Here is a 13,321-nt window from a genome sequence, read left to right as displayed (position 1 = left end):
TTATTATACATGAACCACGTTCAAGATGACACGTGAAGCTCGCTTCCTTTTAAGTTTTTTCCGCACTTGCGGCGCTTTTCAGCTACACGACATATGACGTATGATAAACCGAAATGTTTCGATTGACACAAAACTTTTCAAATAAAAAAACCCCTTTTAAATAAGGGGTTAAAAGAAATCCATAAGAAATGGAGGTTTTAGTTGAAAGTCGTCATCAAGCCGTTTGATTTCCGATGCCGGTCCTTTTATCATGCCTGCTTCAAAAAGGAAACGGGCACTTCTGGCGCCTAGGAAGAAAGCGGTTAAAGAAGATATGCTGCATTCTATTAGATGGTCAGATGACTTTTCTGGAACGATCTGCACCTGCTGCGAATCGATGCGGAAAGTCTGTTGATTCCACGGTGCCCATTGATCCGTTACCTTAAAGTCAAAGGGAGCTGTTACCCGAGATTTTGGATATTCCCGTAAAAAACCTTCAACGTCAACGATGCGCGCCATACTATAAGGATATATCTCTTGTTTGACCCGAGGTTCGGCAGTTAAAAAATCAAGATCTTCCTCCATCCGTACAGTCAGTTCCGCTTCATTTAGCATCGAATCATGCTGGCAAATAAAATTCCACAAGCCTCTCTGTGCCTCTCTGTTCAAATAAACAAATTCCTCAACTCGCATCGTTTTATTTTTGATGTCATACACAAGATATCCACAGGGCACCCCATCTTCAGAGATGTACATAGCTTTCATTCCATGGATCTTCTCTGTCCAATGCTCCTTTGAACGCTTCATCAGCCCATTATGCTTCGTTCTGTACTGATTATAGATGGCATTCACTGCACCTGTTTCATCCTTTTGAAGCCTTCTCACGTCCCCAGGGGCATCGCCTAGTTTTTGAAACTGTTCTTTAAGGTAAGTCAGGCGTTTTTGATAGAAACAGAGTTCCCAGCCAAATTTGCGGTAAAAGGAGATCAGGAACGGATGCAAAAAGCTGATGGTTTGGTTTCTTTTCTTCATAATCGTTAGAGCGTCTAGAATAAGTTCCTTTACTGTTCCTTTTCTTCTGTATTCAGGCCAGGTTGCTACCCCGGCAATACCTCCCATCTTCATCTCCTGCTCTTCCAGCATGACAGAAAAGGGAATGATGTGAAGCTTAGAAAGGAGTTTCTCTTGTTCTTTGATTCCGATGATGTAATGGTTCTCTAAAGCTTTTACTTTCTCTTCTCGTTCCTCATCACTAAGTTCTTTCTGAAAAGCATATTCAGACATACTGATTACTTCCCGCCAGTCTTCTTTTTCAAGCTTTATTACCTGATACATCTACATTCCCCCTGTTCTAAAAGAAAGCTCCGTACAATCTCCTATCTTATAAAGCATAAAAATAAGACAATAGGTCTAACTCATTTTCACGAAAACGTGTATCAATTTCTGGAAAACATGGTATAATAATTGTAACAGAATGTTCACAAAACAACCACAAAACAGACACAACTCAGTTCCTCTATTTCATTTTTGTAAACGTTATCACAAAATGAAAGGAGACGGGTATGATGGACATGTTTTTCGCTTACTTATTGGTTGCCAGCGCAACGCCTCTCTTTATTTGGCTTGATAACAAAAAAGTCGCACTCTCAGCTATTCCGCCAATCATCTTAATGTGGGTATTCTTCTTCTTTTACGCAACAGAAAGCCTTTCTCCACTAGGACACACTCTCATGATTATCTTGTTTGCCGTCAACGTCATTGTCGCTCATATCGCTGCATTTATCATTTACGGTCTTCCGTATCTTCGCAGAAAGCGAAGCAGCTGAAGACAGCAAAAAACCCTCTTCTCACGAAGAGGGTTTTTGTATTATTCGTTGTGGCCTGAGTGCTCTGAGTGTTTAGCGCCTCCAGGAGGATTTCCGTCCATGTGGTCACCATGGTGATAGTGAGCCGCGAAAATCCAGATGGAGCCAAGTACGATAACGATCGCGCCAAAGAATCCGAACAGCGTGTTTCCGACTTGGATTGTGCCGTTTTCGCTCTCTGTCATGTGCATGAACATGAGAAGCTGCAGCGCCGCCTGAATGAAGGCGAAACCGAAGATAATCCAAAGTTTTGCTGATGAGCTCAGGTCAGTATACACTGCAACCCATAGAGCCAGCAGGGTCAAAACGATAGACAGTGCAAAACCTACAATGTGCTTCCATGGAAAGTGACTGTGTTCAGCAGATTTGTTTGCCATTTTACAGACCCCCCAATCCCATGAGATAGACACCTGTAAAGATGAAAATCCATACAACATCTAAGAAGTGCCAGTACAAGCTTGAGATAAAGATTTTAGATGAAGTTTGCGGAGTTAAGCCGCGTTTCTTCAACTGAATCAGAATTCCTGTAATCCAGAAAATACCGATTGTTACGTGAGTTCCGTGAGTTCCAAGTAAAACAAAGAATCCAGACCAGAACGCACTTGTACTGAGAGCCGCTCCTTCATGTACATAATGGACAAACTCGCTGATCTCGCATCCGACGAAGCCGGCACCGAGAAGAAGAGTGATAATTGTCCAAATGACGACGCCTTTTAAACTTCCGCGGCGCATTTCATGAACAGCGATCCCGCAGGTAAAGCTGCTGATAAGCAGCAAGAACGTCATAATCATTACCAGATTGACTTCAAAAAGTTCGTCTGGCAAGACACCTCCAGCTGTTCTGTTTTTAAGAACGAAGAAGGTTGCAAATAGTGTTGAGAACAACACAATTTCTGCCCCTAAAAAGATCCAAAACCCGAGTATATTAAGTCTGCCGGTTTCAGATTGATATTCCATAGGCGCGTTAGAATTGCCGTGTTCTGCATGTTCCATAACTCACGCCTCCTTATTCGGAAATCTTTCTTTCCGTCTCTTTTATTTCATCAACACTAATGTAGTAGCCGTTGTCGTATTCGAATGAACGCAGAACCATGCAGAGCAGGACTCCGATCAATCCGACTACGCCCATCCAGTACCATTCAAAGACAAGTCCAAAGCCTGCAAGACCGAAGGCAACAGACATAAAGAACGGTCTGCCTGAGTTGCTTGGCATATGGATTTTCTTGAATTTGCTTTCAGGGTATAATTCAGTTTTTTCTTCTTTCAAATGCAGGAATGCATCTTGAGATTTGACTTCAGGAAGCACCGCAAAGTTGTAATGCGGCGGAATCGCAGAAGAAGTCGCCCAATCAAGCGTACGTCCCACACCCCATGAATCTCCGCTGATTTCACGAGTAGAGTAACGGAAGCTGTAGTAGATGTTATAGCAAAGGATTAAGAATCCTACACCCATCATGAAAGCTCCGACAGTTGAGATAAAGTTCAATGTTGTCCAGCCGTCGTTTGGTCCGTATGTGTAAATACGGCGAGGCATGCCTTGAAGCCCCAAGAAATATTGAGGGAAGAAACATACATTGAAACCGATCATAAAGATCCAGAAGAACCATTTTCCGATTCTTTCGTTCAGCTTGTGGCCGAACATTTTTGGATACCAGAAAATAAATCCGGCGAAACAAGCAAATACAGTACCCGCGATCAGCACATAGTGGAAGTGAGATACAAGGAAGTACGTATTATGGTATTGATAATCCGCTGCTGCCATCGCAAGCATAACCCCTGTAACCCCGCCGATTACGAAGTTAGGAATGAACGCAAGCGCCCACAGCATAGGTGTTGTAAAGCTGATTCGGCCTTTATACATCGTAAAGAGCCAGTTAAAGATTTTAACCCCGGTTGGGATTGAGATTGCCATTGTCGTAATTGAGAAGAATGAGTTAACTGACGCACTGTTCCCCATTGTGAAGAAGTGGTGAGTCCAAACTAAGAAACTCAATACAGAGATGGCGATAATAGAACCAACCATCGCTTTGTAACCAAACAATTGTTTTCTTGCAAAGCTTGAGATGATTTCTGAGAAAATACCAAATGCCGGAAGAATAACGATATATACTTCAGGATGTCCCCAAATCCAGAACAAGTTAGCCCAAAGCATCGGCATACCGCCTGCTTCCAATGTGAAAAAGTGAGCGCCGAACAAACGATCAAATGATAAAAGTGCTAATGCTACTGTAAGTACAGGGAACGCAAACACGATAATAACCATTGTGATCAGTGTTGTCCATGTGAACATTGGCATACGCATTAATGTCATGCCTTTTGTTCTCATTTTTAAGATTGTTACCATAAAGTTGATCCCTGTCATCAGGGTACCGATACCGGCAATCTGAAGTCCGAGGAGGTAGTAGTTCTCACCCGGCCCAGGGCTCATGTCGTTACTTGCAAGCGGCATATAACTCGTCCAGCCTGCGTTCGGAGAACCTCCGATTACGAATGAAATATTGAAAAGCATCGCACCTACAAAGAACGTCCAGAAGCTCAGGTTGTTCAAGTAAGGGAACGCAACGTCGCGAGCACCGATTTGAAGAGGTACAACAACGTTGATAAGACCGATTAAGAACGGCATCGCCATGAAGATGATCATGATTGTACCGTGAGTTGTAAAAATTTCATTATAGTGGTTTGAGTCTAAAAAACTGTTATTCGGAAGCGCTAGCTGGGCACGCATCATCAGACCGTCAACACCGCCGCGGAATAACATAATTACAGCAGATATAATATACATGATTCCGAGTTTTTTATGGTCAACAGTAGTTATCCATTCAGACCAAAGCCATTTCCACTTTTTGAAGTAAGTCAGTACAACAATGATGGCAATGGTTGAAAGCGCAATGGAAACTTGTGCGCCCAGAATTAATGGGTCACCAGTTACGAAAAATTCGTCCCATTTCATTTTCATGCGGGCTTCCTCCTTTCCTGATCAATATCATTCTTCTGTATCATCAGACTTCTTAAATTCGTTTTTCTTTACGTTTTCAAACGGATCTGTTTTAGAGTGCGGTGAAACGGCTTGATAGCCAAGGCGTTTGCGCGCCTCCATCGCGTACTCAGCGTCTTGTCCGTGATCAACGTATTTCAGGTGAGTAGAAGAGAACGTTAATTCGTCCACATTTTCAGGAAGCATCAATTCATCATACTTCTCTTTTGTCAGCTTAGGAGCCTCGTTCTGAGTCTTTTTCACCCAGCTGTTAAAGTCTTTTTCTGTGACTGCATTCACATCAAACTCTTGGTCTGCAAAATGTTCACCTGTGAAGTTCGCATTACGGCCTTCGTAAGTACCCACTTTATCAGCCTGTAAGTATTGATCCATCAGCATTCCGGCCATCGCATATTTTTGTCCTCCAAGCTGAGGAATCCATAGCGAAGCCATTGAATCTGCAGATGAGATTTTGAACAAGATCGGGCGGTCGACAGGAATGTTTAAGTAGTTGACCGTTTCAATATCCTGTTCAGGGTAGCTGAATACCCATTTCCAGTCTACCGAAGTAGCGTAAACAACAAGAGGCTCTTTGTCTTTTGTTGCTTCAGGAGCTTTTTCTAACGAATATATCGTCTGTACTGTTGGCACAGAAAGTGCGATGACGATTAAAATTGGGATCACTGTCCAGACTACTTCTAAAAACGTGTTACCGTGAATTTCTGGGTTATAAGATCCATTATCTTTGCCTTTACGGTCGCGGTATTTTACTAAAATAATGGTAAATAGAACAAAGACGACCCCGACGATAAACAGCATAAATCCGATAGATAACAGGATTAAATCACTTTGCTGTTCAGCTACAGGCCCTTTCGGATCTAGTACTGAAGCATTGCTGCATCCCCCAAGGACGAAAACCACAGTTAACAGCGCTAATACAAGCAACGGTTTTAATGCTCTGAACAAGAAGATCACCATCCTTCCTATTGATGTAATAAATCTGAAGTGCATACTTCCTCAAAATCTTTTCTCTACTTTGTTATGCTATCAAAAAGTTCACTTATTAGCTTTATTTTTTTATAAACTTCATCCCATTTTCGCTTAAATGTCATAAAATCGACAAAAATTGCTCCAACTTTATTCACATCTATCGCTTAAGATGAAAAGTTTCTAGTTATTTCCGCATATAAAGTAAAGAAAGATGATGAAGAACTAATTCTGACAAATTAAGGTTTACCACAATAAAAAACTTAGGTCAATCAAAAGTTTCATTTTGTTAAACTTTCTAGATAGGAATTATTTTTTCCTTGTCTAGCATCTTTTCACATGGTTACCATTTTAACGCATCAAATATTGAAAGAAAAGGCTCAATGAAGAGCCAATATGCTCTGAATTGTCCGCATTTTTCAAAGAGAGCATCCAGTTGTTTATCTTGTACAAAAATGAGGAATGATATAAGCAAATAATAAAAAATAGGATGTGTTGCATGATGAGTTTTCTTATTTCACTTATCGTAGCTATTATTATCGGATGGCTTGGAAGCCTTTTTGTAAAAGGAGATATGCCCGGAGGAATTATTGGGTCTATGATCGCAGGTCTTATTGGCGCCTGGATCGGACATGGGCTGCTTGGAACATGGGGGCCACACCTAGCCGGATTCGCCATTATTCCAGCGGTAATCGGCGCAGCCATTGTTGTCTTTCTAGTAAGCCTGTTAACCAGAAAAAGAGGATAAATGCAACAGCACCCGAAGCGTCAGCGCTTTGGGTGTTTTGTTTTGCATAAAAATCGAAAAAGCCTCAACCTTAGCGGTTGAGGCTTTTGACTGGTTTGGCGCCCAACTGATCGATGAACGTTCTGAAGGCCTGTTTTCCCTCTGTTGTCTGTTTAAATACACCGGCGTGTTCAAGAATGCGCGCGAATACCTGTCCCAGCTCTTCCTTTATGACTAGATCTGCATTCTCTTTCGTTATGGTTCTTTTTTCCATCATCCGAAGAGCCCATTCACTATGTTTTGCCGTGAGCGGATTTTGTTCTAAGGCTGTTTTCGGATCAGCAGAGCATAGCGCCGCTGCCGTTTCTTTCATTTCCTCCTGTAAGCGGCCAGGCAATATCGCCAATCCCATGACCTCAATCAGGCCGATATTTTCTTTTTTAATATGGTGGACTTCCTGATGAGGATGAAATATTCCTAATGGATGCTCCTCATTTGTCCGGTTGTTCCTCAGGACGATATCGAGTTCGTACAGGTCTCCCCTGCGCCGCGCAATCGGTGTGACCGTATTATGGGGCGTATCGCCTGTATAGGCGGCAATGCCGGCTTTTTCATCGGAATACGTTTGCCACGTGCGGAAGATATGATCAGCAGCTTCAGCGACACGATCCGGTTTGTCTCCTTGGAGCCTGAGCACAGACATCGGCCACTTCACTAAGCCCAGCGACACGCTGGGATAATCATTTAAGTCATAAACGTCTTCCGCTTCTGCACGTGCCATTGGAAAATCATGCGCGCCGCCTTGAAAATGATCATGGGTTAGGATGCTGCCTCCGACAATCGGGAGATCCGCGTTCGAACCGATAAAATAATGCGGATACTGCCCAAGAAACGACATCAGCCTTTCAAATGTTTTTTTGCTGATCTCCATCGGTTCATGTTCACCTTTTAAGACGATGCAATGCTCTGGATAATAGACGTATGGCGAGAATTGCAAAAACCATTGTTCGTCTTCAAGGATGACTGGAATGATTCTGTGATTTTGCCGGGCTGGATGATTCACATTTCCCTCAAACCCGACATTTTCTCTACACAGCAAACACATCGGATAATTTGTCTGCACCTGCTCTTTTGCAGCCGCAATCGCTTTCGGGTCCTTTTCAGGCTTGGATAGGTTAATGGTCATTTCCAGCTCGCCATATTCGGTCGGTACTGTCCAATGAACATTTTTGGCGATTCTGTCAGTACGTATATAATAGACATCCTCTGAATATTGATAGAATTCCTTTGTCGCCTGTTTTGGGCCGTATAATGCTTTTGTTTCTTCAAACTTGCGAATGACCTCGGATGGAGGAGGTACAAAACAGCCCATCAGCTTTGCGCTGAGCAGGTCACGGTACGTATCTGTATCCGCTTCCATTCGGCCGGTTTCCGCAGCCCATTTATAAATGGGAGCGAGTAAGTCCGGAAGGCTTTGTGACTGCTTAATAGAGGTGCTGGAGACCGGCTCGGGATGTGTGATGCCCAGCGCTTCATAAAGACGGTTTCTCGTATATTCCCGATCCCAGATTGAAATCAGTTTTCGTTCTAGGCCATACTCAAGCAGCTGTTCCAGATGTTCTACAATACTCATGTGTCACTCCCCCTTTAGTTCTCTTGCTCCTTCTCCGATATCGGCGACATAAAAATCCGCTTGGAGCCCTGTTTTTTCTTGATATCTGTCTCCAACTTTTTGAATAAAATCATCCACAAACACATCTTTTACAATGCTGATGGTGCAGCCGCCGAAGCCCGCGCCCGTCATTCTTGATCCAATTACACCTTCGTGATCCCACGCCGCAAACACAAGCTCATCAAGTTCAGGGCATGTTACTTCATAGTCATCCTTCAATGAAAGATGGGATTCCTTCATTAAACGCCCGATCTCATCTATATTGTTTTCTTTGAACATATGGGCTGTCTTGATGGCACGGTGATTTTCGTATACAGCGTGCTTTGCCCGTCGTCTGTTCGTTTCATTTTGGATCAGGCTGGAATGCGCATCGAAATCAGAAGGCGTGACGTCGCCCAGCGAGGCAATATCGAGGCCTTTTTGCAGATCAAGCAATGCATCGTTGCATTCTTGGCGTCTCGTATTATAGCTTGAGTCTGCCAATGTCCTTTTTTTGTTCGTATTCGCGATGACCAGCGCGAGGCCAGAGACATCGAGCTTGCTATATTCATAGTCAAGCGTGTCACAGTTCAGCAGCATCGCATGATGTTTTTTCCCCATTCCGATTGCGAATTGGTCCATAATCCCGCAATTGACGCCGATAAAGTGGTTTTCCGCATGCTGCGCCATTTTCACAAGCTCAAGCGCATCTACTTCAGGATGAAAATAGCTTTGGAGGACGACTCCCATCAGCAGTTCAATAGAAGCGGACGACGACAGCCCCGCCCCGTTTGGAATATTTCCTGAAAATACAATGTCAAAGCCATGGGGAACAGAATAGCCCCTCTGCTGGAATTCATAAATAACGCCTTTCGGGTAGTTCGCCCAGTCGTCTTCTTTTTGATAGTGAATGTCGCCAAGGCTGCACTCCTTGATGCCTGCGTTTTTAAAGTTATCTGAATACATCCGGACAAGCCCGTCGTTTCTTTCTGCAACAGCAGCATATGTACCCATTGTCAGCGCGCACGGAAATACATGCCCGCCGTTATAGTCAGTATGTTCTCCAATCAAATTCACTCTTCCAGGTGCGAAAAAAAACCGTAATCCCTCTTTTTCTCCGAATACACTTGCAAATATCCCCTTTAGCTCTTCCCGCATGTGCAATCACCTTTCTGGTTTTTATTTTTTATTCCCTTTATTTCTTCAGAGAAAACGGTAGATCATATGCTACTGTCCTCTGTCATACCCCTTCTTCTTTTGTTTTTTTGAAGACGAGCCATTTGCTCGCAACATAGTTGACGACAACAATGACTGCGTTGTCGAGTATTTTGGCCAAGGTTTCATTTGTATTGAACTGGCCGACAAGAATGATCATCATGCCTAAATCTATGCCGAGAGACAGGACCCGAACGCTGAAAAAAGCAGTGATCTCTTTCAGCAGGCTCTGCAGATCATGTGTTTTTTGCTGAAACACATATAATTTATTTGTTATGTAAGCAAACAGCACGGACAAAATCCAAGCAGCGACAGTGGCGGCTTTGTAATCCATATTTATCATCTCTACCAATATATAAAAGCTGGCGATATTCACAATGGTTGTGAAAACCCCCATAATGACATACATAATCATTTCTCTATACTTCACTGATGTTCCTCGCTTTCTGAAAAACTTTTCAAAATTCTTGGCCTCTCGTGCGCTCTGTCTAAGGTGAAAAATGCCGAAAGTGCGTCTAAAAAGCTGCGGAAGGTGGCGGGCTGGCCCAATACATATGATTGTTTGATGATTCCGTCGAGGACTGCACATATTATTTTAGCCGTATATTCCGGATCAATACAGGCGTCAATCAGCTTTCTCTCCTTCAGCCAATTAATAAACAACACATTTTCTTCCACCCACAATTCGTACAGCCGGACATAGGCCTTGCATTTCTGTAAGACTTTATATGTCGGCATGTTCATGGCAAACGAGGTAATGTCCCACGACGGTTTATTTATGTAATAGGAATAAAGCAGTTCTGCAGCGTGTTTTGCAGCCTCGTCCAATGTCAGCGATTTCACTGATTCCCGCTCCATTTGATCAAGGTACCCTATAATGATCTTTTTTTTCATCTGGCGTTTTTCAAGAAGATACAGCAGAAAATCGTCCTTGCTGACAAAATGAACATAAAACGCTCCTTTGCTGTATCCGGCGGCTCTGCTGATATCTTCTACAGAAACCGGATCATACGCTCGATCAATCAACAAATTCACGCCAGCTTCTATAAAACTTTCAAATGTTGCTTCTCTTTTGATTTGAAATTTGTTTTTTTTCATATTTTTCTCCTGGCGGTAATGATTACCCTTATCTTACACCGGATCAATCTTTAGCGGTATTTATTTCTTTGAACGGTTATGCTATTCGGTTTCCCAGGGGTCATTTTTAATAGGCTAATTGATTTATTTTCATTTACATACTATCCAGTCAGTATTTAATTGTTTATTATTATAATTAAGATCCATTGGTTATATTAGTCATTTTTTTAGGGAATAGGTAGGTGGTTTTTCCTTCAGTTTGTGAACACCGAGCAACTATGTGTGAAATTTGTTGTACTCGCCTCATCATCGCGCCGGCTTGTCTTTTATTGCCCGCATGTTGCAGGAAAACATTTTATACAATTGGAGGTTACTATGAAAACTCATGTTAAAAAAGATTTGGACAAAGGTTGGCATATGTTGATTCAAGAAGCTAGATCCATTGGATTAGGCATTCATGATGTGAGGCAGTTTTTAGAATCTGAAGCAGCATCGAGAAAGAAAAACCACAAAAAAACCGTCCGCCAAGACTAATCCGAACAGGCGGATCTATTTACCTCTGGCTTTTCTATCACCTGATCTGAGTTTTCACCATATCCTCTATTTCGAAAGCACATTGCTGCGCTTAGCTTGAGGACAAACGGTGTGTCAGCTAACAACAACAGACAGCCGGTGATGCGATCACCTCTTGGCACATGCATTGTCATAAAGAGGTGATGTGAATATGATAACCGTGCTCTGATAAACAGCAGCTTTGCTGAGAAGAAGCTGCATTCGGTGAGGTTTTGAAAGCAAACTCGTTTATACACGGCCGAGCTTGAAAACCTTCGCCTGTCTTTATACCGCTGTGTTCACTTCTTCACGACTTCCTTCTTTTTTCATCCTCCAGGTATAGTTCAACGCATAAATCAGACTTTCAGTACATACCTATTGGTGTACCTTTTTGCTTACGTATAGCGAATAAAAGGAGGAAAGCCATGTACAAAGCTGATTACAAACAGATTGCTGCAACGCCGTCTTTCCAAGCTTTTTTAAAGCAGAAACGCGCTTTTATTGTTCCTTCAGCGATTTTCTTTTTTGTCTTTTATTTTTCACTTCCTGTTTTGACATCTTATTTCACCTTTTTGAATGCGCCGGCCATTGGAGCTGTTTCATGGGCTTGGCTGTTCGCCATCGCCCAATTCGCCATGACCTGGATACTGAGTACGGTGTATTCCCGGAGAGCAGCTCATTTCGATCGGTATGTAAGCGCTTTAAAAGAAGATCTAAAGGGTGAACAGACATGAATATGACCGCTTTTTTATTGTTTTTGGCGATTGTCGGCCTGACGCTTATTATCACGTATTTTGCCGCGAAGAAGACAAAAACGACAAGTGAGTTTTATACGGCGGGCGGCGGGCTCACCGGTGTTCAGAATGGACTGGCAATTGCGGGTGACTATATGTCTGCCGCCTCGTTTCTTGGGATTGCCGGAATGATTGCGTTATATGGATTTGATGGTTTCTTTTACAGCATCGGTTTTCTTGTGGCTTATCTCGTTGTCTTGTATATCGTGGCGGAACCGCTTCGGAATCTTGGAAAGTATACAATGGCAGACATGATAGCCGCTCGATTTAAAGAAAAGAAAATCCGCGGAGTTGCGGCGCTCAATACCATTGCCATCTCTACTTTTTATATGATTGCCCAGCTCGTGGGGGCAGGCGCGCTGATCAAACTGCTTCTTGGACTGGATTACACCGCGGCGGTTCTCATCGTCGGAGTGCTGATGACCATTTATGTCGTGTTTGGGGGCATGATCGCGACAAGCTGGGTTCAAATTATTAAAGCCGTTTTGCTGATGGCCGGCACACTCGTGATTTCGATCATCGTGTTTTCAAAATTCGGCTTTAGCCTTAATACCATGTTTGAACAGATGAAAACGGCTACTCCGCTTGGCGCTGATTTCTTGAATCCCGGGAATAAATACAAGGTGCCGCTTGAAACCTTATCGTTAAACTTGGCACTCGTGCTGGGAACCGCCGGGCTTCCGCATATACTGATCCGGTTTTATACGGTTAAGGATGCCAAAACGGCCCGTACATCTGTTGTGTCAGCGACATGGATTATCGGCGTGTTTTACATTATGACGGTGTTTCTCGGCTTTGGCGCTGCTGCATTTGTCGGTTTTGACGCGATTACGGCAGCTGATCAAGCGGGAAATATGGCGGCTCCGCTTTTAGCAAAAGCGCTCGGGGGAGACTTCCTATTCGCGTTTGTATCAGCCATTGCCTTTGCTACCATTTTGGCTGTCGTGACAGGATTGGTGCTGTCTGCCGCCTCAGCATTTGCCCATGATATTTACAGCCAGATCATCAGAAAAGGAGAGGCAACTGAAAAAGAACAGATGAAAGCGGCCAGATGGGCTTCTGTCGCCGTCTCAGTGCTCTCGATTCTTCTAGCGATTTTTGCACAGTCCTTAAATGTGGCGTTCCTTGTTGCCCTTGCGTTTGCGGTAGCCGCCAGCGCAAATCTCCCGCTGATTGTGTTTACTGTCTTTTGGAAACGATTCAATGCTTCAGGCGCTTTATGGGGAAGTCTGACAGGCCTGATCAGCGCGCTTGTGCTTGTGTCGATGAGCCCTAGTGTGTGGGATCCGGCCGGAGGTGCTATTTTCACAGGCGATCCGCTCATCCCGCTGTCTAATCCAGGGATTATTTCCATCCCGCTTGGCTTCCTCGGCGCGTGGCTCGGAACGGTGCTGTCGTCTGATAAAACAATTGATGAAGATACCTTTGCAGAAATACAGGTGAAGGCGCATACCGGCATTCATATGGAACAGGAGTAAAAAAGCTCTCTTTATCGAGAGC

The 13,321-nt window shown here is 43.5% G+C and carries 14 protein-coding genes; 5 read left to right on the top strand and 9 right to left on the bottom strand.

The annotated features are described in order from the left end of the window. Positions 1-168: 168 nt before the first annotated feature. Entirely contained in the window at positions 169-1,314 is a 1,146-nt protein-coding gene (locus tag QA442_RS02240; RefSeq protein WP_095431113.1) for a GNAT family N-acetyltransferase, read from the bottom strand. A 227-nt stretch (positions 1,315-1,541) separates the two neighbouring features. Between QA442_RS02240 and ywcE the strand changes: the two genes are divergently transcribed. Continuing rightward, the gene (gene ywcE / locus QA442_RS02235; protein ID WP_003227411.1) at positions 1,542-1,805 is read left to right on the top strand and encodes a spore morphogenesis/germination protein YwcE; all 264 of its coding nucleotides are present in this window, start codon (positions 1,542-1,544) and stop codon (positions 1,803-1,805) included. A 41-nt stretch (positions 1,806-1,846) separates the two neighbouring features. Here the strand turns inward: ywcE and qoxD are convergent, their stop codons facing one another. The 4 genes from qoxD to qoxA are packed head-to-tail and all read right to left on the bottom strand — an operon-like array spanning position 1,847 to position 5,793. Further along, positions 1,847-2,221 carry a cytochrome aa3 quinol oxidase subunit IV gene (qoxD, locus tag QA442_RS02230; RefSeq protein WP_014665842.1) on the bottom strand — a complete coding sequence of 125 codons (375 nt, stop codon included), beginning with the start codon at positions 2,219-2,221 and terminating at the stop codon, positions 1,847-1,849. A gap of 1 nt (position 2,222) precedes the next feature. Further along, a complete protein-coding gene (gene qoxC, locus QA442_RS02225) occupies positions 2,223-2,837 on the bottom strand; it encodes a cytochrome aa3 quinol oxidase subunit III (RefSeq protein WP_069150551.1) in 615 nt (204 codons plus the stop codon). A gap of 13 nt (positions 2,838-2,850) precedes the next feature. Then, the gene (gene qoxB, locus QA442_RS02220; protein ID WP_095431112.1) at positions 2,851-4,800 is read right to left on the bottom strand and encodes a cytochrome aa3 quinol oxidase subunit I; all 1,950 of its coding nucleotides are present in this window, start codon (positions 4,798-4,800) and stop codon (positions 2,851-2,853) included. 27 nt (positions 4,801-4,827) lie between these two features. Further along, positions 4,828-5,793 carry a cytochrome aa3 quinol oxidase subunit II gene (gene qoxA / locus QA442_RS02215; RefSeq protein ID WP_010886637.1) on the bottom strand — a complete coding sequence of 322 codons (966 nt, stop codon included), beginning with the start codon at positions 5,791-5,793 and terminating at the stop codon, positions 4,828-4,830. A gap of 514 nt (positions 5,794-6,307) precedes the next feature. Here qoxA and QA442_RS02210 point away from each other — a divergent pair. Beyond that, complete coding sequence (locus tag QA442_RS02210) at positions 6,308-6,553, top strand: GlsB/YeaQ/YmgE family stress response membrane protein (protein WP_009968363.1); 246 nt, start codon at positions 6,308-6,310, stop codon at positions 6,551-6,553. 70 nt (positions 6,554-6,623) lie between these two features. Here QA442_RS02210 and galT read toward each other — a convergent pair whose 3' ends face one another. From galT to slrC, 4 genes are all read right to left on the bottom strand, one after another. Then, a complete protein-coding gene (gene galT, locus QA442_RS02205) occupies positions 6,624-8,165 on the bottom strand; it encodes a UDP-glucose--hexose-1-phosphate uridylyltransferase (protein ID WP_095431111.1) in 1,542 nt (513 codons plus the stop codon). A 3-nt stretch (positions 8,166-8,168) separates the two neighbouring features. Beyond that, positions 8,169-9,341 carry a galactokinase gene (locus QA442_RS02200; RefSeq protein WP_095431110.1) on the bottom strand — a complete coding sequence of 391 codons (1,173 nt, stop codon included), beginning with the start codon at positions 9,339-9,341 and terminating at the stop codon, positions 8,169-8,171. A gap of 82 nt (positions 9,342-9,423) precedes the next feature. After that, positions 9,424-9,807, bottom strand: coding sequence for a GtrA family protein (locus tag QA442_RS02195; protein ID WP_095431109.1), 384 nt, complete (start codon positions 9,805-9,807; stop codon positions 9,424-9,426). Positions 9,808-9,824: 17 nt separating this feature from the next. Continuing rightward, complete coding sequence (gene slrC, locus QA442_RS02190) at positions 9,825-10,496, bottom strand: transcriptional regulator SlrC (protein ID WP_095431108.1); 672 nt, start codon at positions 10,494-10,496, stop codon at positions 9,825-9,827. A gap of 354 nt (positions 10,497-10,850) precedes the next feature. Between slrC and slrA the strand changes: the two genes are divergently transcribed. From slrA to QA442_RS02175, 3 genes are all read left to right on the top strand, one after another. Next, positions 10,851-11,009, top strand: a complete 159-nt coding sequence (gene slrA / locus QA442_RS02185; RefSeq protein WP_014665849.1) for a transcriptional regulator SlrA — start codon at positions 10,851-10,853, stop codon at positions 11,007-11,009. A 443-nt stretch (positions 11,010-11,452) separates the two neighbouring features. After that, positions 11,453-11,761, top strand: coding sequence for a DUF485 domain-containing protein (locus QA442_RS02180; RefSeq protein ID WP_003222190.1), 309 nt, complete (start codon positions 11,453-11,455; stop codon positions 11,759-11,761). After that, positions 11,758-13,299, top strand: a complete 1,542-nt coding sequence (locus QA442_RS02175) for a solute symporter family protein (RefSeq protein WP_095431107.1) — start codon at positions 11,758-11,760, stop codon at positions 13,297-13,299. The genes QA442_RS02180 and QA442_RS02175 overlap by 4 nt, the downstream gene beginning before the upstream one ends. The last annotated feature ends 22 nt before the right edge of the window (positions 13,300-13,321 follow it).

Origin of the sequence: Bacillus stercoris, assembly GCF_029772985.1 — a bacterium.
In the GTDB taxonomy this organism is placed as follows: Bacteria; Bacillota; Bacilli; order Bacillales; family Bacillaceae; genus Bacillus; species Bacillus stercoris.
This window is presented reverse-complemented; position numbering and strand designations above follow the sequence as displayed.

Bases quoted from the DNA above. Each gene is read 5' to 3' on its own strand.
- QA442_RS02240 (WP_095431113.1), bottom strand. From the start codon at position 1,314: ATGTATCAGGTAATAAAGCTTGAAAAAGAAGACTGGCGGGAAGTAATC.
- ywcE (WP_003227411.1), top strand. From the start codon at position 1,542: ATGATGGACATGTTTTTCGCTTACTTATTGGTTGCCAGCGCAACGCCT.
- qoxD (WP_014665842.1), bottom strand. From the start codon at position 2,221: ATGGCAAACAAATCTGCTGAACACAGTCACTTTCCATGGAAGCACATT.
- qoxC (WP_069150551.1), bottom strand. From the start codon at position 2,837: ATGGAACATGCAGAACACGGCAATTCTAACGCGCCTATGGAATATCAA.
- qoxB (WP_095431112.1), bottom strand. From the start codon at position 4,800: ATGAAAATGAAATGGGACGAATTTTTCGTAACTGGTGACCCATTAATT.
- QA442_RS02210 (WP_009968363.1), top strand. From the start codon at position 6,308: ATGAGTTTTCTTATTTCACTTATCGTAGCTATTATTATCGGATGGCTT.
- galT (WP_095431111.1), bottom strand. From the start codon at position 8,165: ATGAGTATTGTAGAACATCTGGAACAGCTGCTTGAGTATGGCCTAGAA.
- QA442_RS02200 (WP_095431110.1), bottom strand. From the start codon at position 9,341: ATGCGGGAAGAGCTAAAGGGGATATTTGCAAGTGTATTCGGAGAAAAA.
- QA442_RS02195 (WP_095431109.1), bottom strand. From the start codon at position 9,807: ATGTATGTCATTATGGGGGTTTTCACAACCATTGTGAATATCGCCAGC.
- slrC (WP_095431108.1), bottom strand. From the start codon at position 10,496: ATGAAAAAAAACAAATTTCAAATCAAAAGAGAAGCAACATTTGAAAGT.
- slrA (WP_014665849.1), top strand. From the start codon at position 10,851: ATGAAAACTCATGTTAAAAAAGATTTGGACAAAGGTTGGCATATGTTG.
- QA442_RS02180 (WP_003222190.1), top strand. From the start codon at position 11,453: ATGTACAAAGCTGATTACAAACAGATTGCTGCAACGCCGTCTTTCCAA.
- QA442_RS02175 (WP_095431107.1), top strand. From the start codon at position 11,758: ATGAATATGACCGCTTTTTTATTGTTTTTGGCGATTGTCGGCCTGACG.